Source organism: Phaeobacter sp. CECT 5382 (assembly GCF_001457775.1).
GTDB lineage: Bacteria > Pseudomonadota > Alphaproteobacteria > Rhodobacterales > Rhodobacteraceae > Pseudophaeobacter.
Genome location: NZ_CYSG01000019.1, coordinates 1 through 26,394, shown reverse-complemented (window position 1 = coordinate 26,394; position 26,394 = coordinate 1). Strand labels below are relative to the sequence as shown.

The following is a 26,394-nucleotide window of genomic DNA, read 5'->3' as shown; positions in this document are numbered from 1 at the left end:
GTCGGTCAGGCTAGTCTTCTGCTGGGTCTCGTGTCGGGGTCAGCGTGATCCAGGCGGCGATCCGGCCTGCGTTTTCGGCCCCCTCCAGGGCCTCCAGCCGAAAGCTGTCGAGGCGATAGCCCCATGCGGGATGTGAGCTCGAAATCCAATTGGCCAGCCGGGTGAAATCCACCCGGTCAAAGCGCAGCTCGATCACACCATCCGCCTGCGTCGCAAGCGCGCTGAGCGCGGGCCGCAGACGGGCCGAGATCAAGCCCTGTTCGATGCCGCTGGTGCCAATTGGTTGCCCCAGATTTTGCCCAAGAGATTGCTCGGGAGATTTGGCCTCAAATGCGCCGTTTAGGCTCTGTTTTTCGGCAATTCTCTCGCGCAGCCAGACCTCAAGCGCCAGGGCCTCCGTCAAGGTGGTCTCGGCCCTGTGTCGCCGCTCCTGCAGTGGCAGCAGCAGCCCGAGGCCGAGCCCCAGCACCGCGACCAGAGCGGCAAGCCCCAGCAGTAGTCTTTCGCGTTGGCTGAGAGACAGCAGATAATCAATCAGGCGCAGGCTCATTTCTGTACTCCGGTCCCAATGGCGGTCTCGGTGCTGAGATCGGGGGCGGCATCGGTGATGACAAATTCAGCGCGCACCCCGGAGGCCGCATCACTGACCCGTGAGTCCGTCACCGTCAGCGCAAGCCCGGCATCGCGCAGGGCCGCGGCAAGATGATCGGCTTGGGAAAAATCCTCGACCCGCAGCGCCAGAACCAGTCCGATACCGGTTTGATAGCTCAGCAGGTCTGGCCGCAGATCGGCGCGGCTCAACACCTCGGCCAGACGTTGCATCAAATCGAGAGGCCCCTGGTCCTGCGCGCTCTTGGTGGCGGTGCGGCGCAGATCCGCCAGCGCCCGGCTGACTTGCAGGCGCGCATCCAGCACCGGGCCTTCTGGCACGAAATGCGCCTTGACCAATGCCGCACTGCGGGCCCGGCTTGCGTCGACCTCTGCCTGCACCTGACCAAAGGCGAGGATCTGCGCCGCCCCCCAGAGAGCCGCCGCGAGGCAAGCCGCGAGCAGCGGCCAGCGCCAGGGCAGCACCTGACGGGCCAGCCGCGCCCGCGCCGCCAGCGGGTTATGGCGCAGATCGCAGCTTAGCTCACCATGGGTGAACACGCTGGGGCGCGGCAGACCCAATGTATCAAGAGCCTCGGGGTTGGTGACCAGTGGCAGGTCACACTGTGCCGCCAGGCTGCGGATCTGGGTCAGCTCTGCGGCCTCTGTCGGCCCCAGCCAGAGGATCGCTTTTGGCGCGGGCCGGGACTGGTTTTGGGAGGCGTGCAGGGCTTGGGTCAGCATCGCCAGGCCGATCTGGGGCAGGGCGCTAAAGCCGTCTTCGGGGCCAAGTCGCACGATGAGCTGGGAACAGCTTGTGGCGGCTTCTGTGACATTAGCCGTATCGACTATGGTATCGCCTGCCATATCGACTGCGGCGTCCGGCCCCTGTTCAGGGTGTTCCGGTGCTACGGTGTCCGGGGGTAGAGTGTCCAGTGTTACGGTCCACAGGCCCGGTGCGGTGCCCAGAGACAGATAATCCGGCAACACCGCCCGGCAATTCAGACCTTCAAGTCCCTGAAGCCAGCGGGTTTCGGCCATCAGCACCCGGGTCCAGCTGTCGCCGCCGAGGTTTTTCTGCCCGGATCTTTTGGGCAGGCTTCTCGACAGGGGCCTAGGCAGGAAAGGGCGCAGGGCCAGGTCGGTTTCGGGTATCGCGCTGCGATCCGCCAACTGGCGATGCGCCACCTGTTCACGCGCCTGCCCGCGCAGCCCTGTCGGCAGGTCCAGCGCGACCAGCGGTACCAGATAGCCCGGCACCGTTAGCACGGTATCAGGATCCGCTGCGCTGATGCCCATGCTGTCCTGGTGGTCTAGATGGTTCTGGGGGCCAAGGCTGCCCAGACGCGCGATGCGGGGCGCGTCCTGTTTCCGGGCGGCTGTGGGCATCTAGGCGGGCTCCTGTCGCGGCAAAGTTAGGAAAGTTAGGGGTGGGTCGTGCGGATCTGCTGCAGCATGTCGGGATGCAGAGCGAAGTGCAATGCTGCTTTTGGCTGCCGGTCTTTCTACCAGTTTTTCTGCCCGTCTTTCTGTTCACGCGCGGCGTGCTCAGGCGTGCTCAGGGGCGGTCAGGGGCGGGTAGTGACCTGCCAGATCAGCGCGGGGCGTCGTCCGGGGCGCGGGCGATGCAGCAGGGTGATACGGTGGGCAAAGGCAGTCTCCAGCTGGCTGCTGCTCTCGACCAGAAACCAGGCGGAGCTGACCGAGATCTGGTCGGGCTGCAGCTGGTTGTGTGTCGGCTTTGCCCCCTCCGTCTGGGGGGACTCTTGCGCCTGCTGTGGCGGCTGGTCCAGCCGGGCGGCGGTCAGAAAGGCCTCGACCGATACAAAGGGGCTGCGGTCGCGTCGCTGGGTCAGTCGGATGAGGCTGGCGGCGGGCAGATGTGGCAAGAACGCCGCCAGCACCTGCGGCGGCGCGGTGTTTACATTGAGACGGCTGTCAGCGGGCAGGGCTGTGATCAGGGGCCGCAGCCGGGCATAGGCGCGCGGGGTGAGCCCTGGCAGCTCGGCCAGCTGGTCGGCGCTGAACAGCGGGCCGCCAACCGGATCCAGCGGGGGGGCTTGGCGCTGCCACCGGGCCCGCTGCGCCGGGCTCAGCCCGCCGGGGGTCACGAAGCTTTGGATATTCTGCGCGATTTGAGGCGCCAGACCCAGCTTGGCCAGCAGGCTGTGCAGTGCCTTTTGCGCCAGCAGATTGTCCGGGTCACTCAGCCAATTGACGTTAAAGCGCCCCTGCAGATCAGAGATCTGACCGTTGACCTCGCCGCGCGCCAGAGGCAGGGGGGCCTGCGGTCTGGCCCAGACCTCGTTGGAATGATCGCTGCCGCTGGTATCGCGCGCCAGCCGGGTCAGCGCCAGGGCGTCAAAGGCATCAAGCCCCAGGGTCAGCTGATCGGCCACCAGCCCGGTCTGCAGCCGGGCGCGCCCCTGTTCGCTGCGCATCAGCAACAGGGTGGCGACGGCGGCCAGCGCCGCGACCAGCACCAGAGCATTGACCAGCACGAAGCCGGCGCTTGTCGACCCTGCCTGGGCGGAACCAATCTGGGCCGAACCTGTCTTATCTGAGCTGTTGTGCGACAGGGGCGGCAGGGGCAGCAGGCTCATTTCAGGCTCTCCACAAGGGAAATCTTGCCAAATTCATCGCTGATCAGGGTGAGTTCGACCGCCAGCGGGAGACTGCTGGAATAGACCTCGGCCGCGAAAGCAGCGCTGTCGCTATCCGCGGCAGTCGTCGTCGTGGCCGTGTCAGCGGCAGAGGCCTGGAGCGTGCTGGCCCCGTCGACCCAGCCGATCTGGGGCCAATAACTGCGCAGCCGCAGGTCCTGCACCCCCGTCAGTATCGGCACCGAGGGACTGCGGGAGGCGGATCTTGCCGGGGTGAGTGTTGGCCAGAAACCCCGGCTGAGAACCCCTGCCTGCAGCTGCCATTCCACCCGCTGTGTGCTCAGGCCAATGGGCCCAGTTTGTCTTGTTGTTTGCCCTGCTGTCAGTCGGGGCACATCCTTGTGAAAATCTGGCTGCCCCGCCACCGAGAGCTTCAGGCTGGCGCGGCCAGTGCCCCGGGCAAACCGCAGCGCAGAGCGCGGCGGGGCGCGATCGGGTGGATAAAACAGCATCGGCACCAGGGCTGCTAGGTCGGCGCGCAGCAGGCTGGTGGCCTCAGCTAGGGTTGCGGCCTGATCCGAGCGCGCCGCCAGATCATCGCGCATCCGGATCATCCCGGTGAGCGCCTGCGTGCCCAGAACCGCCACCAGGGCAAAGATCGCCATGGCGACCACCAGCTCGATCAGGCTGAGACCGCGCTCCGAGCTTCTTTTTCCGGACCTGTCGGTTGGGCTGGGGCGGCTCATTGGCGTGGCTCGGCTGTGAGATAGAGGCTGAGCTGGGCAGCTTCGCCACTGCTGGCGCGGGCAGTGACCACGGCCAGGATCAGGCCACCGGCGGTGGTCTCATGCGTGACCTGCAGGTGAATGGGCTGCCCGCCCATCTGGACCTCACGGGGCAAACCGGGGCCCGAGAAGCCATGAAGCTGCAGCTCTTCGGCGCGGTTGCGCGCGGCAATGCGGGCCAGCAGGCGGGGCATCTCGCCGCCAATGGCGCGGCGGGATTGATCGGTTGCGCGCAGCGCTGCCAGACTGCCAAGCGCCAGCACCAGGATTGCCACCGCCAGTTCCAGCAGGGTCAGCCCCCGCGTGGCCCGGATTTTGGCCTGCGCTTTGGTGCTGGGACGGCGCGCAGGCCGCAAGGCTAGGAAGCGCCGCATATGAGACCTGTCCAGCCGTCGCTGCGACAGCGCGTCAGCCTGCCGCCAGATCGATTTTGACCTGACCGATTTTGACCCGACCAGTTCTGATCAGATTGGGGCTGACCAGATCGAGATTGAAAAGTGATGTCAAAGGCCGAGGTGCGGCCATCGGCAAGGAACAGGATCTCAGGGGTTCTGCCGCTACGACTGCGTTCAGGGGCTCTCGGTTCAGGTGCTCTGGGTGCAGGGGCATGGACGGCGAGGCTGACGCGGCCACGCCAGCGCAAAGCCCGATCAGAAAGCTGCCAGCCTTCGGGGGTTTTTCTGGCCTGGCGCAGGTCGCGCGGGGTGACCGCCAGGCCGCGTGTGTGCTGGCCGGTGATGGCCAGTTGCCGCATGCTCTGAAACTGGCGCTGGAACTGCGCCATATCGCTTTCCGCGCGGCTGACCCCGGCAGGCAGTGCCAGGGTCGCTCCCAGCGCGAGCACGGCCAGAACAGCCACTGCAATCAACAGTTCAATGAGAGTGAACCCCGCAGTCGTCTGGGCGAAATCAGGCTCTAATTCAGGGTCCATGAGCCAATATCCTGATCGACCCCCTCGCCGCCGGCAAGGCCATTGGCCCCATAGCTGAAGACATCAAAATCCTCATGCACGCCGGGGGAGAGATAGTGATAGGGCTGCCCCCAGGGATCCACTGGCAGGCGGTCCATATAGCCGTTCTCGGCCCAGTTGGCGGGCTGAGGATCGCTGCTGGGGCGCGTGACCAGCGCCTGCAGCCCCTGTTCGGTGCTGGGATAGCGGAAATTGTCCAACCGGTAGAGATTCACGGCGCTGGCAATCGCCGCGATATCAGCCTTGGCGCGGGCGGCGCGGGCCTGATCGGGGCGATCAATCACCCGGGGCACCACCACCAGTGCCAGGATCGACAGGATCACCACCACCACCATCAGCTCCAGCAGGGAAAATCCGCTGTCCTTTTTCTCGGACTGCAAGGTCTGTCCAGTCTGCCCAGACTGTTGGGTCTTCGGAGTGTTGGACCGCAGAAGCGGGCGAGGCTGAAAAGCGCGGCTGAGGGAGGGCATGGAAATCTTTCTTTTGAACCTCTGCATGATAAGGGAGGGGGGCGAGGCTTGTCCATCATCGCGCTGAGGTTTGAGGCCGAAGATCCGGGAGAAATGCAGGCAGACCGGCAGGCCTAGAGAGAGGGAGATAGCCATGGGATCCGCAGGCGGGGCACTGCCAGTTTTGATGTCAGTTTCGATCCCGGTTCCGGTGGTGCTGTTTTTGGTGCTGCTGGCCCCTGCCGTCGGCTCCTTTCTGGCGGTGCTGGTGGATCGTCTGCCACGGGGCGAGGACGTGCTGCGCCGCAGGTCGCACTGCCGCAGCTGCGGACGCACCCTGCGCGCCTTGGATCTGCTGCCGATCCTGTCCTTTCTCGGGAGCGCCGGGCGGTGTCGCCACTGTCAGGCAAAGATCCCGCCCTGGACGCTGTATCTTGAGATCGCCGCAACCGGGGCAATGGTGCTGGCGCTGGCCGCAGGAGGCGGTCTGGAGCAGGTGCTGTTTTCGGCTCTGTTTCTCTGGCTGTTGCTGGCGCTTGGGGTCTGTGACTTGTTGTGGTTCCGCCTGCCGGATGTGTTGACTGCGGTGTTGTTTGCCCTGGTGATGTGTGCCGCGCTTGGGGGCCGACCTGGGGGCGGGCTCGGGGCTGAGATTGGGGATCTGACGTCTGCCCTGCTGGGTGCCGGGGCTGGTGCTGTTGCTGGGACTGGCAGTTTTCTGCTTTTGCGTCTGGGGTATCGGGCGCTGCGCGGTCGCGAAGGGCTGGGGCTGGGGGATGTCAAACTGATGGCAGGGCTGGGCGCCTATGCCGGTGTTTTCGACCTGCCGCTGCTGGTGCTGCTGGCCGCCCTGATCGGTTTGACCGGGGGGCTGCTGCCCCTGATGCGCCCCCTGCTGCGCCCGCTGTTGCGATCACCGGATAAAAGAGGTGGCTATCAGCAGATGGGCCGGCCTCTTGGCCAGCAGGCGCTGCCCTTTGGGGCCGCACTTTGTGCGGCGGCGGCACTGCTGTGGCTGCTGCGCGCGCTGGGGCTGTTGCCGGGATAGAGCTTTTGTCGGGGCTGGTACCAAAGGGAGTGTTTGATCTTGGATTTGCCAGGGCTTAGGGTCCGGACACTGGTTGGCCCGCCCTTTGTTGCAAAGCTATTCAAACGTGAGAGATATGCTGATTTTCAAGCCTGATTTGCCGTTTTCACCGCTGTCTTTTGCGCTGCTTGTAGCCCTTGCCGGAGGCGCGCAGGGACTCTGGGCACAAGGGCTGGCGGCACAAGAACTAGCAGCAGACACCGCGCCGCCTGTCGTCCAGCCTGCCACGGAGTCTGCCACGGAGTCTGCAATGGAGCCTGCCCAGCAGTCCACCGCCGACACCAGCCCGCGCCGTCCTGAGACACCGCCTCCTGGCATGGATGAGATCGAAGCCGCCTGGGCGGCGGGGGATTTTGTCTTTGTGCGGCAGGGGCTGAAACGCCAGGCAGAGGAGATGGGCACGCCTTTTGCCCAGTATCGCTATGGCCGGGTGCTGCTGGAGGGTCGCGGTGGGCCGCGCGATCTGGCGGCGGCGCAGCTTTGGCTGGAGCGGGCCGCGGCCCAGAACCAGGTCGCCGCCTCGGTGCTGCTGGCGCGGCTGTATCTCAGTGCCAGTTCCAGTGCAGGCGGCGTTGCCCGTGATCCGGGGCGCGCTGCGGTGCTGTTTCGGGCGGCGGCGGCGCGGGGCAATGGCGAGGCGCAGTATTACCTTGGCCTGCTCTATGGCAAGGGCGTCGGCGTTGCCGCTGATCCGGTCGCGGCGTTCACCTGGTTGCAGGCCGCGGCAGAGACCGGCCATGTCGCCGCCCAATTCGAGCTGAGCCGCGCCTTTGCCAGGGGGCAGGGCACCGAGATGAATACTCAAAAGGCCTCCCGGTGGATACAGGAGGCCGCAGCTGCAGGCCATGGCGAGGCACAGTTCTATCTGGCCTATGCGCTGGATAGCGGACAGGGGATGAGACAGAACCGGGCAGAGGCGCTCAACTGGCTGCTGCGCTCTGCCGAAGGCGGCTTTTTGCTGTCGCAGGTGGCGCTTGGCAAGAAATACCTCAAAGGCGACGGGATCGCGCCGAACCCCGGCGAAGCGCTGCGCTGGCTGGGACAGGGCGCGCAGGCCGGAAACCTGGAGGCCATGCTGGTTCTGGGGCTGGCCCTGCTCGAAGGAGAGGTGCTGGCCGCCAACCCGCAACAGGCGCGCCCCTTGCTGGAAGAGGTCGCCGCCGCCGGAGCGGGGCAGGGGCAGGCGCGGGCCAGCTATGCTTTGGCAACCATGGCGGAACAGGGCATTGGCCAGTCGGCTGATCTGCAGCAGGCGGTCAAACTGTATCGCCAGGCTACGGCACAGCAGCAACGGCAGGATGGCCCGGCGGGACAGCGTCTGGGCCAGTTGGCGATCACGGGCAGGCTGGATGGCATGATGGCGCCGCACCGTATGGTGCCCTGGGTTGCCGGGTTGGCACAGCAGACCAACGAGAATGATGCGACCGAAGCAGGCCATATGGCCGCTGTCGCCTGGCTGCGCAAACAGGCGGAGGCGGATCTGCGCCCGGCGCAAAGCGCGCTGGGGCAGTGGCTGATCGCAGGCGACCCGGCCGAGGCGGCCCAATGGCTGCGCCGGGCGGCTGAAGCCGGAGAGACCGAAGCCCAGCACCAGCTCGGGCGGCTTTATATTCAGGGCTCAGGTGTCGCGCAGGACTACGTCTCAGCGCATAAATGGCTGAATGTGGCGGCGGCCGGTGGCAGCAGTGCCGCGCTGGAAACCCGCGCGGTGGTGGCGGATTTGATGACCCCGGATCAGGTGGCGACCGCCCAAAGCGCCGCGCGCCGCTTTTTTGATGCTGCGGCGGCCGGGGGGGCCTCGCGATGAGGCCGGAACTGGCGCGGGGCCTGCTGATACCGGGTCTGATGTTGATGCTGATGTTGCCGGTCCAGAGCCTTGCCCAGAGCGCTGCCCAGAACCCTGTACAAACCGGGCGTCAGACGGGAGCTATGGCACCAGATCCGGCAGCTGTTGCGGCGCAACCGCTGACTGTGCTGCGCCAGCGCGCCGCGGCCGGACAGGCCACGGCGCAGTACGATCTTGGCCTGCGACTGCAGCGCGGCACCGGTGTCTTGCTGAATTTCACCGAGGCCAGCCAGTGGTTTGCCCGGGCTGCGGCGCAGGGCCATCCGGCGGCGCAATCCCGTCTGGGGCAGGCCTATCACAGCGGGCTGGGGGTTAGACGTGACCCGGATCAGGCACTCTATTGGATGCAGCAGGCAGCGCGCTCGGAAGCCCCTGAGCCGCTGTTTGACCTGGCGCGTTTGCTGGAACAGCGGGCCACCGGAGCAGAGGATGGGGCAGAAGGTGGGGCAGAGGATTTGCTGCGCGCGGCGCAGCTCTATGAACGGGCGGCGGCCCAAGGCCATGTGGATGCGGCCGTTAGCTTGGGCGTGCTGTATCAGAACGGCACTGGTGTGACGCAGGACCTGGCCCGGGCGCGCCAGCTCTATGAAGGTCCGGCGGCTGCGGGCCATGCGCGGGCGCTGAACAATCTTGGTCTGATCTATGTGCGCGGCGACGGGCTGGCACAGGACTATGGCCGGGCGGCACAGCTGTTTCAGGCGGCGGCGGATCAGGGGCTGGCCGTGGCGCTGAACAATCTCGGCACGCTTTATGAAAATGGTTTTGGGGTGGCGCTGGACGAAGCCCTGGCCCAGCAGCTGTATCGCCAGGCCGCGGATCTGGGGCGCAGCGCGGGCGGTCGCGCGATCACAGCCTGGCACGCAGGCGGGCTGTTTGATGCGCGGCTGCGCCCGCCTGACACCAGTGCCGCCGGGCTGCAGGCTTTGGAAAATGGCGCTCGGGCCGGCGATCCGGTGGCGCAGTTTCTGCTGGGTTGGGTGTTGCTGAATGCGGTCTCGCAGGCCGAAGACGGGGTAGACCAGGCCAGTATTAATCAGGCCAGTATGGACCGGGCCAGAAGCCAGCAAGTGCTGGCCCTGATGCAGGCCTCGGCCCATGCGGGGATCCCGGCGGCGATGGGCAATTTGGCGCTGTTTTATGTCGAAGGGCGGCAGCTGCCGCAGGACTATGTGCTGGCCTATATGTGGCTGCTGCTTGCCAGCAGCGCAGGCCAGCCCGAAGCGGCAGATCTGGCGGCGAGCCTAGCCAGTATGATGACATCCGCTCAGGTTCTGGACGCCCAGAAACGAGCCCAAGAATTGGTGCAGGTTCTGGTGGCCGGAAACTAGCCCCGTTTCAGATCTCGAGCGGCAGAGACAACATATGTCCTGTCAGAAAATCGGCCCTGTCAGAAAACTGACAGGGCCGACGATCGTGTGAGTGAGAGGGTGGATGAGGGGGCCCGTCTGATCACCTGTCTCTGCGATTTAAAAGTCCAGTCGCACCCCGTGTTCGATCTTCAGGCTGTCGCTTGTTGGCATCGACAGACGGGTGACAACAGCGCCGCGATCATCGGCAAAGCGGCGCTCGCGGTGGAAGTCGACAGTGACGCGATCGGTCTCGTCGATCATCTCATAGTCGATCTCGAAGCTGTAGCTGAGGCCGGTCAGCGGATTGAAGATCTCGCGGCTGAAGGACAACCCGAAACCACAGCCACTGCTGCTGCTGGTGTCATAAGACGAGCTTTCGCAGGCCAGGCGCGGGGCCAGGGCCATACGCGACGAGATGGCATTGGGATTGGTCGGATCAGTGTTGCTGCCAAAGCCCGAGAACTCGATCTCGGCAAAGAGGCGCCCGCCGTTGTAGTCGGGAATATCGATGCGCCCGGTATCGCTCTGCGCCAGCTGAGTGGCGGTGACATCGGCATCACTGGCCAGCGCATAGGCAAGATCAACCCCGACACGCGGGGTAACCAGCAAGGTGTCCATCTGGTGTTGCCCGGAAAGTGCAGCCCCGGCAAAGGCGGCGGCATAGTCATAGCTGCCTTCGGCCCGGATCACGCTGGGGGTGGCGGCAAAATCGAGATCATAGCGATGATGGCCAAAGGCACCCGCCGCGTAGTAATCCAGAAATACCCCGTCGCTCAGCTCACGCGCGCCATAGATGCCGCCATTGACGCCCATGCCGGTGATCGCACCATCGGCCAGACCGGTGACATTGGTCCGGCTGAGGTAGCCACCCAGGAAATTGCCGCGCAGATCGGTCTCTGACAGGAAACGCTCGCGCTGGCGCGAGAATTGCAGCAGCGCCTGGGTGCCGATGTTTTCGGTCCGGGTCAGGCTGAAGGCCCCGTCGAGGATTTCGCGGCTGCCACTGTGGCAATTGTAGACATCATAGCCAAAACTGCCATCTGTCTGGCCTTCGCCGCCGGTGATATTGACGGTGCCGTCGATATCAAAGCCCGCCAGGGTGCCACAGCCGAGCCCTTCAGCCCCGGCGCGCAGCCGCGACAGAGCGCCCTTGGACATATCGCTGAAATAGCGCTGCTGGGTTTTGACGGTTTCTTCCAGATCGTTTTTCAGGATCTGGGTCAGCGGTTCGCGGATCTGGTCGACCAGATCATCGGTCACCGTCACGCTCGCCAGCGCCAGAACAAAGCCGTCAAAGGCGGTGTCCGCCGAGGTCACGGCCACGGTGGGCTGACAGCTGTGGCTGCCCTCGACCAGCTCATCATCGATGGCGGTGATGGTAAGGGTCTGGGCACTGGCATAATTGGCACTGGTGAAATTCAGCACGGCCGGAGAGACGCTACACTGGGCATCGCCACTAAAGGCCAGCTGCACGGTCTGGCTGGGCTGGCCCAGCAGGGTAAAGGACATGGCGGCAGTGTCATTGCCGCTTTCCGAGGCGGTCAGATCGTCATTGCTGACGGCGACCACGGCAAAATCATCATCGGCAATGCTGGTGCTGCCGGTTAGATCCGCCGTCGTGGCTGACAGGATGACACCCGGGCTTGCGGAGGTCACGGCCGTCAGCGTCAGGGTGACGGTTTCGCTGCCCTCGATCAGGCCGTCTTCGAGCACCGGCAGATCGACCAGAGCCGATGTGTCACCGGCCAGGATGGTGATGCTGCCGGTAGGAGCGGTGAAATCCGTGCCCGAGGTGGCGGTGCCGCCCAGTGTATAGCTGAGGACCGTGTCCTGCGCTGTCACCAGAGTCTGAGAGATGGTGAAGCTGGCGCTGTCGGTGGTGGCGCCATTGGCCTCAGCACCGGTATCGGTGGCGCTGACGCTGACCTCGATCTGGGCACATTGTGTCATCGGGATATTGTTGGCCAGCACATTGGGATCGCCGGCCTCGATCACGAAGCTGTCGTAAAAGGCCGGGTTCGCCGCCAGGGAGGCATCGGCCAGAACCCCGGTGGATCCCACCTCGGTGGAGCCGATCACCGCCGGGTTGGCGGGCAGCAGCGAGGTCACATCCAGGCTGCCCGAAGACAGCCGTGCGGTGCTGGCGATACCGCCGGCCGGATAGCTATAGGCGACGCTATAGGTGCCGGGCACCAGGGCAAACCACTGGTATTCCCCGGTCGAGCCATCGCGCACGATGTTGATGTTGTTGCTGATCCCGACCGAGCTGTTGGAGCCCGAGGGGCCGGTCACGGTGATGCCGCCACCAGACAGGATGCGGCCATCGTCTTCGCAGTAGAAATAGCCCTGTGGGTCATAATCGGCGGCGTCGGGAATGCCGTCGCCATCGCGGTCCGCGGTGCTGCTTTCGAGATTATCCGGCACGCCATCGCCATCGGCATCGGCAGGCGGGGTCGGATTGGGGGTGCCGGTCAGATCGGCGATGATCTCGAGCGCAGCGCTGACCAGGTTGCCATTGCCACCGCCGTTTATGGCACTGTCTTCAGGCAGGGTGATGATCACGGTGCCATCGTGATCCGGCGTTACGGTGACCGAATAGCTGGTGCCACTGCCCGAAAGCCCGGAGGCGGTGCCATCCACCAGGCTGAGATCACTCTGGGCCAGGCCGGTGACGCTCTCGCTGAAGGTCAGAGTGACCGTGAAGGCACCGCTCTGGGCCTCGGTGGGCCCTGCGAGGGTGACCGTGGGGCGAGCGGTGTCCTTGGTGCTGGTATCCGTGGCGGTCGATCCGGCCTGTCCGGCCGCATCGGTCAGCACCACCGACAATGTCAGGGTGCCATCCCCGAGGCCAGAGATATCGATCCCGGTGATCTGGTCGCTGGCCGTGGCGATGGTGCCGTTGCCGGTCACATCAGCGCCGCCGCCATCCGAGGCGATGGTATAGTCGTATTGAGCCCCGGTTTCGGCACCGGCAAAGGTAAAGCTGACCGCAGTCTCGGTGCTGGTGATAATCGGGTCCTGATCAAAGGTGGCGCTATAGCCTGCGGGTGCGGTCTGGTCCTGGGTCAGCGTGGTGCTGATCTGATCCACCGGATTGCCGACACTGTTGGTGGCATCTGCGGTGAGGGTCAGGGCACCATTCGCCAGGGCGCTGAGATTGAGGGTCAGGCTCCAGGCATTGCCGCTGACCGTGGCGCTGCCGCTGGCCGTCGCACTGGCACTGTCGGTGACCACGACGCTGACGCTCTGGCCATCTTCGATGCCGGAGGAGCTGCCGGAAATGGTGACGGCAGCGGCCTCGGCGGCAGAGACGATACCATCCGTGGCCAGCGGGCTGTCGAAGGCCAGCGAGGGCTTGTCTGTATCCAGGCTGAGGCTGGCACTGGCCTGCGGTGTTGGCGTGCCCGCCGCATCTGCAACATCTGCGGTGAGGGTCAGGGCGCCATCCGCCAGGGTGCTGAGATTGAGGGTCAGGCTCCAGGCATTGCCGCTGACCGTGGCGGTGCCGCTGGCCGTCGCGCTGGCACTGTCGGTGACCACGACGCTGACGCTCTGGCCATCTTCGATCAGCGCGGTGCTGCCCGAGATGGTGGCGGCAGCGGCCTCGGCTGAATTGGCGATATCATCGCCCAGGAGGGGGCTGTCGAAGCTGAGACTGGGCACCTTCAGGGTGGCCATGGCCGGGCCGGAATTGCCAAGAGAAGACGTGAGATCACCAGAGGTATTGACCAGGCTGCCACTAGCACCGGCGGTGACATCAACGCTGAGGCTACAGCTGTTGGCTCCGGCGATACTGCCGCCGGTATAGCTGATGCTGGCCGCCCCGGCGGCGGCTGTCAGGGTGCCGCCGCTACAGGTGGTGCTGGCACTGGGGGTGCTGGCCACCGTGAGGCCGGCGGGCAGGTTATCGGTGAAATCCAGCCCGGTGGCCGCGATCGATGCGGCGCTGTTGTCAATGGTGAAGGTCAGCGTGGTGCTGCTGTCCCGGGTGACGCTGCTGGCGGCAAAGGCTTTGCTGAAGAGCGGCGCGGGATCGATGGTCAGCGTGGCGCTGGCGGCGCTGGCGGCAAATTCACCACTCTCGGTCAGCGTGCTGCTGCTGGAGGGGTAGCTGCCATCGGTGGCGGAGGCCGGAGTCGTGACGGTCAGCGGGATGCTGCAGCTCTGGCCCGGGGCCAGGGTGCCACCGGTCAGGGTGACCTCGCCACTGCCCGCGATCACGGAGCCAGTGCCGCAGAGATTGCTGCCGGTGCCTGCGGTGACCGCAAGCCCGGTGAGGGCGGCATCCAGATCATCGGTAAAGCGCAGCCCGTTGAGCGTTGTCGTGCTGTCGTTATTGGTGATCACATAGGTCAGCGTGGTGCTGCCTCCGGGACCCAGAGCAGGATCCGCAAAGCTTTTGGCAAAGCTTGGCAGCTCAAAAGCGCTGACAGTCAGGGTGCTCGCGACCGCAGGTCCGGTGACGGTCAGCCCGCTGGCGTCGGCGCTCACCGTGCTGGTGGTGCCGGAATAGATACTGGCGGTGCTGCCGCCCGGCACCTGCAGCGTGGCGCTGAAACTACAGCTTGCGCCTGCCGCCAGACTGCCGCCGACAAAGCTCAGTGTCCCGGTGCCGCTGAGGCTGGATCCGGCGCCACAGAGATTGGACTGCGCCCCCGAGGTAGAGGCCAGCCCGGCCAGCTGCGTATCCAGATCATCACTAAAGGCAATGGCGGTCAGCGCCTTGCTGCTGCTGAGATTGATCAGCGTATAGTTGACGCTGACCGTATCACCGGGGCCCACCGGATCCGTGCCATAGGCTTTGGTCAGCTGGACCTGTGCAGCATCAACCGAGAAATTGGCTACAATCGCTGGCAGGGTAACGAAACTGGCATCCGACAGGGTTGACGTGATGGTGGAGCTGGCAGAGCTGTAGTCACCATCTGCTGCCCCACCTGGAACCAACAGCTGGACACTAAAGCTGCAGCTGCTGCTTGCCGGAATGGAGAGATTGTTGAAAGTGCCGGAGGTGGTGCCGCTGGCCGTACTGCTGCCGCCGCAGAACCCACCCGCAGGCAGGGAGGCGGGCACAATGGCCAGGCCGCTCAGCACTGAGCTGTAATTGTCGGTGAAGAGGGTGCCGTTGGTATAGCCACGGATGGTGTCCGGGTTGGTCAGCGTATAGGTCAGCGTCACGGTCTCGCCGGGCAGCGCGGTGCTGGGCGAAAAGCTTTTGGTGGTCACCATCGGCAAGGCGCTCTGCACTGTCAGGGTATCGCTGGCAGCCGGCACCACCAGAGCCTCGCCGCCGGCGGTGCCGGTCAGGGTGCTGGTGGTATTGGTATGGGCGCCCAGTGTGGCGGTGGCTGCATCCGGGATCGACACTGTGGTCACCACGGTGCAGCTGTCACCGGGGTCCAGCGTGCCGCCAGTGTAGTCCAGGCGGGAATTGCCGACATAAAGCCCGGCGCTGCCGCCGCAGGTATTGCTGTTGATGCCAAGGGTGGCCCCGGTGAGGAAGGCATCGATATCATCACTAAAGGCGAGGCCGGTGGCGGTACTGGGCGATTCCGCCGAACTGGTCAGGGTGAAGGTCAGCGTCGTTGTGCCGCCTGCGCCAATGATTTCATCGCTGAACTCTTTGTGGAAGCTGAGATCGGCACCGCCTGCGACGGTCAGGATGTCGCTGGCCCCGGGGGTGGTCACCGAGCTGGCTGCAACCGTGGTGGTGACATCTGTGGTGCTGGTGGGATAGCTGCCGGGGGTAAGACTGCTCGGGATATTGATCACGACATCAAAGTTACAGCTGGCGCCAGCAGCCAGTGCGCCGCCGCTAAGAAGGAAGACGTTCTCACCGAGACCATTGGGATCGATGACGTTGAAGGCGCTGCTGCCACCGCAGCTGCCGGAGGCGGGCAGAGTACTGATGGTTGCGCCGGAAACTGCCGAAATAGTATCCTGAAAAGTAATACCGCTAATGGCAACCGCAGCATTGGGGTTGGTCAGGGTATAGCGGGCGGTCACGGTGTTGCCTGGGACGACCGGGTCATCGGTGAAGCTTTTGCTGAGGTGCGCGCCCTGACCGCCATCGCCCAGAACCTGCAATGTGGTACTGGCCGCACTGCCAGTATAGGCGCTGCCGTCAAGATCGGCGCTCAGACTGCTGGTGCTGTTGGTATAGCTGCCGGTGGCAGCACTGACCGGGATCAGCACCGAAACATCAAAGTTACAGCTGGCGGCAGAGGCCAGAGAGGCGCCAGATACCGTCAGGCTGCTGCTGCCAGACATGGTCGAGCCCACACCACAAAAGCCATCTGCCGGCAGTGCCGTGGCCGTTAATCCTGACAGCATCGCATTCAGGTCATCGGTGAAGGCGATATTGGTCGCCGCCCCGGTGCGGCTGGTATTGCTGAGCGCGAAGTTGAGCGTGACCGTTTCACCAGCAGCTGCCTGCGCGACATCAAAGCTTTTGAAGAACCCGATTCCCCCTGATGGCGGGCTGTTGACCGTCAGGGTGGCGGTTGCCTCGCCGATGGTGGGCGAACTGATCAGTTCATTGGTCAGCGCGTAATCGCCCGAGGTCAGCGCCTTTACATCCACGCTGACGGTGCAGGTGGCGCCTGCGGCAAGAAAAATGCTGCTGGCCGAGATGCTGCTGCCACCGGAGCTGGCAGTGACCGTGCCGCCACAGCTGTTACTGATATTAGCTGGGGTGGCAAGTTCGAGCCCTGCGGGCAGGACCTCGGAAAACCGCAACGAAGCGAACGACGGGTTTGCGGAATTGTCCAGCGTATAGGTCAGCGTGGTGATGCTGCCCGGATTCTGACTGCTGGGAGAGAAGGACTTGCCAAACCCTGTCCGGGTAGCATCCACGCTCAGATTAGCGGAGGCGGCGCCACTGTTGCCGAAGCTCGAGGTCAAATCGCCGGTGGTGAAGGTATAGGGTGCCGAAGCGTTTGAGGTCACCATCAGCGAAATAGTGCAAGAGGCACCCAAACTGATCCGTCCATTACTATAGCTGATGCTGCTGCCACCAGCTGAGGCCGTGAGCGTGCCGCTACAGCTGTCGCTTTGGGCGCCAGAACTAATGACGAGGCCTGTGGGCAGGGTGCCGCTAAAGGCCAGATCATCGACCGGGGCGGAGCTACTGCTGTTGTCTATCGTGAAGGTCAGTCTGCTTTCATTGCCAATCCCAATGGCATCCGGGGAAAAGGCCATCGTCCAGGGCGGTCCTGAAGGGCTGGCCAGTGCAAGGCCGGGCAGCATGACCAGAAGAATCGCAAGAAACAAATGTGAAAAGCGGCGCAGCAGGCTTGTCATGGGCGATCCCGGAAATGTGAAAGGTTTTCAAATGCAAGAGGCCCGCTTGCGGCAGCTCACGGGCTCGTGACACGCTAGGGGGAGCGCGCTGTTCACAGCAATGGAACATTTCCAAAAAGACAAAACTTTTTTCAACTGTCGCAGATTGGCCATTTTCCGCCGGTGCAACCTCAGGTGGTTTTATCCTAAAGCGCAAAAGAGGGTGCGAAATGAGCACATTTTGCCCTGTCCGGCGGCCAGGAAAACCCGGCTGGAGTCCGGTCGGAGGCTGGCCGAATACTGTGGGCGGGCGAATCAAGGTCAGTGCTGCTGCGCGCACCACTTTTCAGTGACGGCGGATCCGATAGAGACGGCCTGGCTCCAACGGGCCGGCAATCCGGGTCTCGCTACCATCGGGCCATTGGATATGTGCGCCGTCTGCTCTTCCTGTTTTGCCTCGTCCCGTTTTACCAAGGCCAAAATGCAGGCGCGGGGCGTCAAAGCTCATGAAGCCGCCGCCCAGCTGGATCTCACGCATCTGGCGGCTGCCATCCGCCATCTCCAGGGTGACACGGGCCCCGATCGCGGCGCGGTTACCGGTCATATCCTCCAGCTGAAACGCCAGCCCCGGCTGCTGACCGGTGTTGTGAAACACCACCAGTGGTCCGTTGACCGGATGGGTCACCAGATCCAGATCGCCATCGCCATCCATGTCAAACTGGCTGGCCGCCGCCGTCATCAGGTAATCTTCCAGCCCCATGGGCCCCGAGGCCTCCCGGAATGTGCCGGTGCCGGTATTGTGAAAGAACAGATTTGAAGGCGAGACCTCATTGGGAACCCATGTGCCATTGACGATATAGATGTCCTGCCAGCCATCCTGATCAAAATCCGCCACCTTGGTGTCCCAGCTCCAGCCGCCCACCTCGAGGCCGCGCGCCTCTGCCCTGTCGGCATAGGCTTTCCCCTGCCATTCCAGCAGCACATTGGCCCGCAGGATCTGCGGGTGGGTCAGGGCGATTTCCGCCGCCTGTGGCTGGCGACCGGGTTTGAAATGCAGATCGCAATAGGCGCGCGGCACCGGCTGGTCGGCGGGGATCAGGCCACAGATCGAAGGGTCACGTTTCTGAATGGCCAGATCCTTGATCAGCATCGCCTTGCATTCGGCCGCCAGAGACCCGTCCTGCGCCTTGCTCAGCGCCTGACATCTGGCCGCATAAGAGGGATCAAAGCGGTTGCCGGATTTGTACCAGCGCTTGATCGCCATATTCTGCTGGCAGGTCGCCTTGGCCGCCGGGTCGCGGATCACGTCGCAATACTGCGCCAGAGGCTGCATTTTCAGCCGGTCCGACACCCCGGAAGAGCGCCCGGCGATCTGCGCCAGATAGATCTCGGGGCTACCATCATTGAACAGATCCGCCACATTCACCGCCATGGTGGTGGTGGTGGTATGCGGGATCAGCCCTTCGGGCTGGGTGATCATCGCAAGCCCGCCGCTGCCGTCGCCACGATAGAAATAATCGGGGATGTCAAAATCATTGCCAATGATCAGATCCTGGGCGCCATCGCCGTCGAAATCACTGAACAGCACCGACAGTGTTTCACCGGGGATGCCGGGCAGGTCGCGATATGTTTCGCCATCAAGGCGGCCATCTGGGTTGAACACCACCCGGTTGCGCGCCTCCTCGCCCGGAATGCGGCGATACCAGCCCGCAGCCCAGTTCCCCAGCGCCAGATCGAGATAGCCGTCGCGATCCAGATCGGCAAAGCTGAGTGCCATCGACAGCGGTGCATCGGCGCGGTTTCTGACCGGGAGCAGCGGCTCTGTGCCAAAGCGCCCGGCCTCATTGCGCCACCAGAAATTGCCTTTGAGGTAGCTGGCGAAAAACAGATCCAGCCAGCCGTCATTGTCGATATCGACCAGCACCGCATTGAAGATCTGCAGATCCGCCAGTTTGTTCAGCGCGCCGGGATCCAGAATGACGCGGGAAAACTGGCCGCTGCCATCGTTTTCATAAAGATACAGCCCGGCTTTGGTCGAGGCGACAGCCAGATCGATATCGCCATCGCCGTCGATATCGCCCGAGGACAGGCTGCGGCCCTCCCAGAAGGGCGGCCACATGTCGCGCATGGAAAACTCCAGCGGCTTGTCGATGCCAATGGTGCTCGCCTCGGTGCGTTGAAACAGAGTGTCGGCGGCGGCCGAGCGGGGCGCAAAGGGGGTTGATATGATTTCGATCTGGCCCGCATCGGGGCTGATCACCCGCGGTCGGGCAGGATCCTCCAGCGTGGCGGCCTGAGCTGCGCCCCAGAACAGGGTGTGCGCCGAGCTGTTGGATGCGGCAGAGGGCGCCAGACTGCTGTGCAGCAGCATGTCCAGAGCACGCTGGCTTTGCCAGCTGTGATAGCCTTGGGCGCAGGCCCCCGCGAGGATACCCAGCAGGGCAATGCCGCCCGCCATTCGCGCCGCCAGCCGCAGCCCCAGCATCTGATGGATGATAAAGAAGGAATAGATCGAAAAACTGCCCAGGGTGATCAGCAACGCCATGACATAGCCCTGCGCCAGCCCGCTGGCGATCAGCACCCCGCAAAGCACCACGTCAAACCCCATGGGCACCGGCAGGAACAATCCCACCAGGGCGATAAGGACCAGCGCGGCCAGACCAAAGGGCAGATCGGTGATCAGGGCAGGCGGCAGCAGGGTGGCCACCAGCGCACCCAGAAACCCCGCCGCCAGCATCAGCGGCACGGTGAGACGGATGATATACCACAGATTGCCCAGATAGGCGCGCCCGACCCCAAGGACGGCCCGGATCAGCCCTTCTGTTTCCGGGGCGCTGGCGGCCAGTTCCGCAGCACTCCAGGGCTGTGGGGCCTCTGCGGGGAAGGTGATCTGTGCCTGTATCTGAGCGGGTATCTGAACGGGTATCTGTTCCGGGGACAGGCTGCGGCAGACCAGTGGCACCAGCACCAGGATCACCAGCAGGCTCAGCGCGATCTTGGCCAGCACCATGTAAATGGGCACCAGACTGAACAGCATGGTCAGCACCACAAAATTGAGGCTGGGCGAGGCCACCATGGCGGCGAGTGCCGTTTCAGCCCGCATCCCCGAGGCATAAAGCCCCTTGCCGATGGGGGCGGCACAATTGGCGCAGACCCCCAGAGGCGCGCCCAAAAACAGCCCCAAAAGGGAATTGGCCAGCGGGCTGGCAAAGCTGCGCTGACGCAGATAGGACAGCGCCGTCATAAAGGCGGCGGCAAAAAGGATGCCGAAGGTCATCCCTTGTTTATTGGTATAAAGCCAGTTGATCGTTGAATAAAACACCCGCTCTGCGGTACCCATTGAGGCAGAGATCGCAAAGCGCGCCTCAAAGCTGAGCGGATCTTCCAGCTGCAAAGCACCCGACATCATCAGCTTTTCATTCAGCGCCGGATACCGCGACCCGGTCCAGAACAGAACAGCAAGGATCATCACCAACATGCAGGCAATACAGAAATGCCAGTACCGACTGTGGAGAATAAAAGGTTTCATGACTGCCGCTTTAGCGTCTTGTGTTGAAGAGGAGTGGCACAATTGAAAGATTGCGCTCACCTATGTGAAGCCGAGAGGCCAATTTTGCCCGGTTTCTACGAGGTCTCAGCTGCCGTCATGATCTCTGCAACGGCATCTTTCTGGGCTGGTGTAAACCGGCTCAGGTCCTGCTCCAGATATCGCCCCCGGCTTCGGGGTTTGATTTGATCGGGGTGAACCGTCTTGGGGATTGGGCGGTCGAGAAAATCGAACAGGCGTTGAATCTCCCGCTCCGGGTGATCGCAGAGCGCCTCATAGCAGAGCACGAAAAAACGTGACCCCAGCAAGCTCTGCCCCTGGGACAGGGTGCGGCGGTTGGCGGCGATCCAATAGTCCAGGATCTGTTCTTGCGAAATGGCCTCGCCTGCAAGGGGGCTTTCGAACAGGGACCCGCTCCAGTTACGGGCCTGTTGTGTGTTGCGGCTGAACGCCATGTCAAACCCATTGCGCAGCACATGGATGTAGCGAAAACCTGGCACACAACGGGCCAGCTCGGGCAAAAATATCTGCGTATTGGGCTCCTTCCAGCCCCAGGCCTCATCTGGTTTGGCCGACACACGCTGCGACGCCAACAGCCTTTCGATGCAGTCTGCACCGATACCAATGGGGCGGGACGTGCTGCGCAACTCTGCTGCGATCTGCTGCAGCAGGGCCTCTTCGCTGGCCGTTATGGTCCCCCGCAAGCCGACTGTTGAGGCCTTTTGAAACAAGGCCATGGCGCTGTGGATCTCGGCGGCCTCGGGAAAACTGGCAAACCAGCGCGGCCGTTTGAACAGAAAAGTAAACCAGAGATTATCATTGGCACTATTCAGCTCCTGGCCCATGTGGATGCCGGCCTTGATGAGGAAATCTGCGATGACGCGGGTGCCGCTGCCACCTACGGCGCCAATGGCAATCGGGGGTATCATGTTTCAACAAGCCCTTGATAAACAGACTGCTTCCAAGGATCTGGAGGCAGTCTGTTTTGTGTTACGGGGTCGATCTTACTGACGGCTGGTCAGTTCTTCGATCAATTTCTGCTGGGCCAGCGTGTAGAGTGTCAGCTCTTCGACCTTTTCCAGCAGGGTAATCTGCAGAGCGCTGACATTGATCCCTTCTTGTGACACCTGTTCCGCCGAGGGCACTTTGGGCAGATGACCGTTGGTCTGGATGAAGGCCTCGACCTGGGCCAGAGGCATCAGCTCATACTCCGGGTCAAACACATAATCCGGGAAGCTGGCGGAGGTTCCGCCGGTGTTGACGGTCAGATTGCCCAGCAAAGACAGATTGCCATCGGCATCCAGGGAGAATTCGGTGGTGCCGGCCGTGTCTTGGTTCAGGATGCGAAATTCGCTCCCGGTGTGTGCGATTTTGAAGACATCCACAACCGCTGAGGGTGCATCGTTCTGAAACAGAACCTCGAAAGAGTTATCCGATTGCAGTTTCAGGATATCAAGGCCCGCGCCGCCACCCGTCCGTCTGACATGCACTATGGCTTCCGGCGCGCCGCTGTCACCCTCTTCAACAAGCAAAGACCCCCGGGTTACATGCAGCCCGGCATCCGGGCTGGCGGTACCCAGACCAATATCGCCATCGGTGTCGACATAGATCGAATTGGTGGGCGCCGAGGGGCGGATCTTGAACGGGATACGGCTGCCATTGGTGGCGTCACGGACAAAGAAGTTGGTCTCGTTGCCGGCCATATCCCAGGTCTGCGGGGTAAAGCCGGACGATCCATCCTGCTCCAGACGCATGGTCGGGCTGTCACCACTGACCATGTGCATTTCAACAACCGGAGTCGCAGTCCGTAGGCCAATACGGCCACCGTCATCGACATAAAGCGCATGCGACGGGGAACCGGCTTCGATGGTGAAGGGGGTGCGGCCCGCGGAGATATCATCGACGGAGAACTTGTTCTGCCCGCCATTGCCGCTGTCATTGAAGGTCAGCTGCCAGTCATTCTGGGGGAAGCTGGCGGAATTGGAGGTATCGTTGATGCCGATGCGTACGTTGTTTTCCTTCATGCGAATGGTGTCAAAGCCAAAGGCCTCACCATTGACGCAATCATTGCCGACACAGAGGCTCTGGTTGACGATCAGATCATCGTTGATGACTTGATCGGCCTGCGCCGCGCCCGTCATCAGGCCCAGTGTGCTGATGCCTGCGATCAGGCCGCGTTGAATATTCATGCTCATGGAAAATTCCTTTTCTGTGAAACCCTGCAGTCCTGCCTGCCGGGCCTGTCAGTGTTATCTATCTTTTGGATCAATCTTCGCGGATCTCTTCGGGGATGGTGATCACCCCGCGGGACACCACAAAAGAGCCGTTCATATAGAAGGGTTTGGCGCGGGAACTGGTCACCTCGGTGCGGCCATTGTCGATGGGGTTGACGATTTCGACCGCCTCGTCGGTGGCGGCCTTCAGCTCGTATCGGTAGATGCCGTCCTGCACCTGATCGCGCGAGAGTTCAAAAACCGGTGTGCCGGAGGCGGCAAACACCTCGATGACCTTGCCGTTGGGCGCCGCCACCACCAGGGTGGCATTGCTCAGGCCAGTCCAGTTTTCGAACCAGACTGCATTGGAGTTATACTGCTGTACCGGATCAGCCGTCAGCGCGGCGGCCGCACCGGTCATGGCGGTGATCAGGGTAAAGGCCAAGGTAAAGGCCGGGACCAGTTTCTTCAGAGCAAGGGGTCTCAATGTTTTTGTCATCGTCTTGTCTCTCGTCTCGGTTCTTGTCTCTGTCATCGTCAGTGCGCCTTTGCGGAACAAAAACAGGCACATCTGGCAAGGTCCAGGCAAGTCATCTCAGCAAGGCCGTTGCCTGTTTCGCGTCACGGTAGAGGCAAATGGGAAAAACCTTAAGTATTTTTTAATCCCGGCACGTTTTTCCCCGCAAGTTTTTCGGGACACCAAAGGTCAAAGGCGACCGCGCCTTTTAAAGAACACCTGCCCGGCTGAAGACGCCAAAGAAGTTGCCGATCAGGTTGGAGATGGTCAGCGCATCATTGATCGGCGATTCGGTTGCCATCACCAGATCTCCGGGATTGATCTCGAAATTGCGGGCTGAAAACAGCCCGTCCGCCGAGGTCAGATCAAGGGTAAAGACCACTCGCGTCTGGCGCGGCCCCCGCACTCCGGGCGCCACGGCAGAAGGCTCATATTCGCGCAGGATCAGCAGACCCTGCGGATCTGCGCGGCTGTCCTGAAACCCACCGGCGATCGACATCGCATCCATGGCAGAAACTGAATCCTTGCTGAAGATATGCAGATCTTCAGTGCCGGTGGCGCCAAAGGACAGGAAGTAGCGCTCGTCTTCTTCGACAAAGACCCGGTCGCCGCCACGCAGCAGGCTGTCCTTGTTCGGATCGTTCAGCAGCGCATCCACCGAGGTGCCGTAGATACTGCGGCCCCGCACCAGACGGATCTGCGGATTATTCAGATTGGAACTGATGCCGCCGCCGGCTGAAATCAGCCCCATCACCGAATAATTACGGTTTGGCATCGGGTAGGTGCCCGGCTGGGCCACGCCCGAGACCAGATCGACCGAATTGTTGCGCCCTTCCAGCATATCCAGCTGCAGCTGCGCTGAGGGCACGATGGCTTCGAGCTCAACCTGCAGTTCTTCGCGGGCCAGATCCGGGGTCAACCCCAGCACATTCACGCTGCCGACATAGGGCATGAAAATGGTGCCATTTGCCGCCACGCGCACATCCTGCAGCTGCACTGCTTTCTGTTCCGACGAGGTCAGCAGCGAGTTGTCGCTGCTGTCCCAGATCCGCAGCGTCAGCTTGTCACCGGGCTGGATGATCTGGGTTTTGGCCCCATGGCTGGCGCCAAGCCAGCTGAGATGCTCCTGTGTGCCGGTACCGGGCCATTGCGCGACGGTGGGCAGAAAGGCGCGATTGACCGTGTAGAGCGCGAAATCAGCATCCGATTCGCCGGATTGCCTGATGATTTCCTCGCTGGCCGGGGCACCGCCTGGCAGGCGACTGCAGGCAACCGGAAGCAGGATCAGGCTGGTCGCGGCGATCAGGGAAAGCAATAGGCGCATGGAAGCTCTTTTCAGGAATGGGCTTGATTTTTAGTCACCGCAAGATACTGCGCTTGGGCAAGGCGTCAATAACAGGGCGCGACGGCCAGCAACAGAGGCAGCAGATGGGTTTTCCGGTCACAGTGGTTTTGGGAGCGTCAGGTCGGATCGGCACGGTGCTGCGCCAGTGCTGGTCGCAACAGCTGCCCACCGCAGCGCCCCTGCGCTGGCAGGCAAGGCGACGGCCAGCGCAGCTCCCGGAACCAGAGACCAGTGCTACGGCGGAAAACTGGACAATTCTGGACCCGCTGGAACAGCCGCAGGCGCTCACCCGTCTGCTGCACGGTGCCGATGTGGTGCTGTGCCTTGCGGGGGTCGTTCCCGGGCGGCCCACATTAGGCGCCGACAGCGATCTGGCCGACAACTGGCGCCTGGGCGAGGCGGTTGTCCGGGCCGCTGCTGTGGCCGCAGCAGAGGAGGCAAGGCCGCCGACGCGGGTGCTGTTGGCGTCATCGGCGGCCGTTTACGGTGCGCAACCGGGACTGCTGCGCGAAGATGCCCCACTGCAGCCCACAAATGCCTATGGCAGGGCCAAGGTTGACATGGAGCAGCGCAGTCTGGCCCTAGCGCACGCGCTTGGCGTGCCTGTCACCGTGCTGCGGATTGGCAATATTGCCGGGCTGGATGCCATTCTGGGCGGCTGGCGCAGCGGGTTCAGCCTGGATCAGTTCAGCGATGGGCGCAGCCCGCGCCGCAGCTATATCGGGGTCCGGACATTGGCCGGGGTCCTCGCAGCTCTGGTAGCCAGGCCGCACCTGCCTGCGGTGCTCAACCTGGCCCAGCCCGGGCCGGTGGAAATGGCGGCCCTGCTGCGTGCGGCCGGGCGCGACTTTGCCTGGCGCCCGGCGCCGCAGACCGCGATTGCCGAGGTCGACCTGGATCTGACAGAGCTGCGGCAGTGCCTGTCGGACAGTGCGGCAGCTCTTCTGCCTCCTGCTGATCCTGCCCGGATGTTGACCGAATGGGCCAGATCAGAGCCTGCTGTCGCCTCTCTCAACACCAAGGAATCCCCCCAATCATGACCTGGCGCAAACGCCTTTTTGATCTGTTCTTTGTCACCCTTCTGCTCGTCATTCTGGGGCCGATCCTGCTGCTGCTGCTGCTCTGGCTGTTGCTGAAAGAGGGTCGTCCGGTGTTTTATCTGGCCGAGCGGATGACCACCCCGACCCGCAGCTTCCGGCTGTGGAAACTGCGCACCATGACGGTGGTGGACGAGGACACTGGTGTTTCGGGCGGCGACAAAACCGCGCGGATCACTCCGACTGGCGCCTGGCTGCGGGCCAAACGGCTGGATGAATTCCCACAGCTGTGGAATATCCTCAAGGGAGATCTGTCCTTTGTGGGACCGCGCCCGCCGCTGCGCCAATATGTTGAGACCTATCCGGAAATCTACAAAGAGGTGCTGAAATCGCGCCCCGGTGTGACGGGCCTGGCCTCGATCAGCTATCACAGGCACGAAGCGTCCCTGCTGGCGCGCTGCCAGACCCCGGAAGAGACCGATGCGGTCTATTCCCGCATCTGCATCCCGGCCAAGGCGCGGCTGGACCTGATCTATCAGCGCCATCAGAATATGTGTTACGATTTTGATTTAGTGTTCCAGACCATTGGCAATATCTTCCGACGCGGGTAGGGAGCCAAAACCGCCGCCCCAAAGCAGCTCCCGGAACAGACCCGCAGTTTTTGAAAGTCAGCTTCTTTTTTGATAAATGTGTAGTTCGAAGGATTTTTTATGTCCCGTAAAGTAACCAAAGCGATTTTCCCTGTTGCCGGTCTTGGAACCAGGTTCCTGCCCGCGACGA

18 protein-coding genes are annotated in these 26,394 nt (G+C 62.9%); 5 read left to right on the top strand and 13 right to left on the bottom strand.

All coding sequences use genetic code 11. The features are described 5' to 3' along the window. Nucleotides 1-10: 10 nt before the first annotated feature. The 7 genes from gspM to gspG form a co-directional block, all read right to left on the bottom strand. Nucleotides 11-550 (bottom strand): type II secretion system protein GspM, encoded by a 540-nt coding sequence (gene gspM / locus PH5382_RS16210; RefSeq protein WP_058335444.1) that lies wholly within the window; start codon nucleotides 548-550, stop codon nucleotides 11-13. Then, complete coding sequence (gene gspL, locus PH5382_RS16205) at nucleotides 547-1,977, bottom strand: type II secretion system protein GspL (RefSeq protein ID WP_058335443.1); 1,431 nt, start codon at nucleotides 1,975-1,977, stop codon at nucleotides 547-549. The genes gspM and gspL overlap by 4 nt, the downstream gene beginning before the upstream one ends. Nucleotides 1,978-2,156: 179 nt before the next feature. Continuing rightward, nucleotides 2,157-3,191, bottom strand: a complete 1,035-nt coding sequence (gspK, locus tag PH5382_RS16200; protein WP_058335442.1) for a type II secretion system minor pseudopilin GspK — start codon at nucleotides 3,189-3,191, stop codon at nucleotides 2,157-2,159. After that, nucleotides 3,188-3,937: a type II secretion system protein GspJ gene (locus tag PH5382_RS16195; RefSeq protein WP_058335441.1), complete on the bottom strand. Its 750-nt coding sequence runs from the start codon at nucleotides 3,935-3,937 to the stop codon at nucleotides 3,188-3,190. The genes gspK and PH5382_RS16195 overlap by 4 nt, the downstream gene beginning before the upstream one ends. Further along, a complete protein-coding gene (locus tag PH5382_RS16190) occupies nucleotides 3,934-4,350 on the bottom strand; it encodes a prepilin-type N-terminal cleavage/methylation domain-containing protein (protein WP_058335440.1) in 417 nt (138 codons plus the stop codon). Before PH5382_RS16190 ends, PH5382_RS16195 begins: the two co-directional genes overlap by 4 nt. Then, a complete protein-coding gene (locus tag PH5382_RS19540) occupies nucleotides 4,335-4,907 on the bottom strand; it encodes a prepilin-type N-terminal cleavage/methylation domain-containing protein (protein ID WP_082645725.1) in 573 nt (190 codons plus the stop codon). Before PH5382_RS19540 ends, PH5382_RS16190 begins: the two co-directional genes overlap by 16 nt. Beyond that, the gene (gene gspG / locus PH5382_RS16180) at nucleotides 4,892-5,326 is read right to left on the bottom strand and encodes a type II secretion system major pseudopilin GspG (RefSeq protein WP_255354110.1); all 435 of its coding nucleotides are present in this window, start codon (nucleotides 5,324-5,326) and stop codon (nucleotides 4,892-4,894) included. Before gspG ends, PH5382_RS19540 begins: the two co-directional genes overlap by 16 nt. Before the next feature lie 223 nt (nucleotides 5,327-5,549). Here gspG and PH5382_RS16175 point away from each other — a divergent pair, with 223 nt between their 5' ends. The 3 genes from PH5382_RS16175 (at nucleotide 5,550) to PH5382_RS16165 (ending at nucleotide 9,656) form a co-directional block, all read left to right on the top strand. Further along, the gene (locus PH5382_RS16175) at nucleotides 5,550-6,443 is read left to right on the top strand and encodes a prepilin peptidase (protein ID WP_058335438.1); all 894 of its coding nucleotides are present in this window, start codon (nucleotides 5,550-5,552) and stop codon (nucleotides 6,441-6,443) included. Nucleotides 6,444-6,558: 115 nt separating this feature from the next. Further along, on the top strand, nucleotides 6,559-8,289 hold the full coding sequence (locus PH5382_RS16170) for an SEL1-like repeat protein (RefSeq protein WP_058335437.1): 1,731 nt from the start codon (nucleotides 6,559-6,561) through the stop codon (nucleotides 8,287-8,289). Next, entirely contained in the window at nucleotides 8,286-9,656 is a 1,371-nt protein-coding gene (locus PH5382_RS16165) for a tetratricopeptide repeat protein (RefSeq protein ID WP_058335436.1), read from the top strand. Before PH5382_RS16170 ends, PH5382_RS16165 begins: the two co-directional genes overlap by 4 nt. A 138-nt stretch (nucleotides 9,657-9,794) precedes the next feature. Here PH5382_RS16165 and PH5382_RS16160 read toward each other — a convergent pair whose 3' ends face one another. The 6 genes from PH5382_RS16160 to PH5382_RS16135 form a co-directional block, all read right to left on the bottom strand. After that, entirely contained in the window at nucleotides 9,795-16,976 is a 7,182-nt protein-coding gene (locus PH5382_RS16160) for a DUF7933 domain-containing protein (RefSeq protein WP_058335435.1), read from the bottom strand. A 325-nt stretch (nucleotides 16,977-17,301) separates the two neighbouring features. After that, nucleotides 17,302-20,424 carry an FG-GAP-like repeat-containing protein gene (locus tag PH5382_RS16155; RefSeq protein ID WP_231751909.1) on the bottom strand — a complete coding sequence of 1,041 codons (3,123 nt, stop codon included), beginning with the start codon at nucleotides 20,422-20,424 and terminating at the stop codon, nucleotides 17,302-17,304. A 155-nt stretch (nucleotides 20,425-20,579) separates the two neighbouring features. Beyond that, the gene (locus tag PH5382_RS16150; RefSeq protein WP_058335433.1) at nucleotides 20,580-21,431 is read right to left on the bottom strand and encodes a sulfotransferase; all 852 of its coding nucleotides are present in this window, start codon (nucleotides 21,429-21,431) and stop codon (nucleotides 20,580-20,582) included. Nucleotides 21,432-21,506: 75 nt separating this feature from the next. Then, nucleotides 21,507-22,697 (bottom strand): hypothetical protein, encoded by a 1,191-nt coding sequence (locus PH5382_RS16145; RefSeq protein ID WP_058335432.1) that lies wholly within the window; start codon nucleotides 22,695-22,697, stop codon nucleotides 21,507-21,509. 70 nt (nucleotides 22,698-22,767) lie between these two features. Then, a complete protein-coding gene (locus tag PH5382_RS16140; RefSeq protein ID WP_156414945.1) occupies nucleotides 22,768-23,214 on the bottom strand; it encodes a hypothetical protein in 447 nt (148 codons plus the stop codon). 226 nt (nucleotides 23,215-23,440) lie between these two features. Next, nucleotides 23,441-24,556 carry a polysaccharide biosynthesis/export family protein gene (locus tag PH5382_RS16135; RefSeq protein ID WP_058335430.1) on the bottom strand — a complete coding sequence of 372 codons (1,116 nt, stop codon included), beginning with the start codon at nucleotides 24,554-24,556 and terminating at the stop codon, nucleotides 23,441-23,443. A gap of 104 nt (nucleotides 24,557-24,660) precedes the next feature. Between PH5382_RS16135 and PH5382_RS16130 the strand changes: the two genes are divergently transcribed. Beyond that, complete coding sequence (locus PH5382_RS16130; protein WP_058335472.1) at nucleotides 24,661-25,617, top strand: NAD-dependent epimerase/dehydratase family protein; 957 nt, start codon at nucleotides 24,661-24,663, stop codon at nucleotides 25,615-25,617. After that, complete coding sequence (locus PH5382_RS16125) at nucleotides 25,614-26,225, top strand: sugar transferase (RefSeq protein ID WP_058335429.1); 612 nt, start codon at nucleotides 25,614-25,616, stop codon at nucleotides 26,223-26,225. The genes PH5382_RS16130 and PH5382_RS16125 overlap by 4 nt, the downstream gene beginning before the upstream one ends. Nucleotides 26,226-26,394 lie beyond the last annotated feature (169 nt).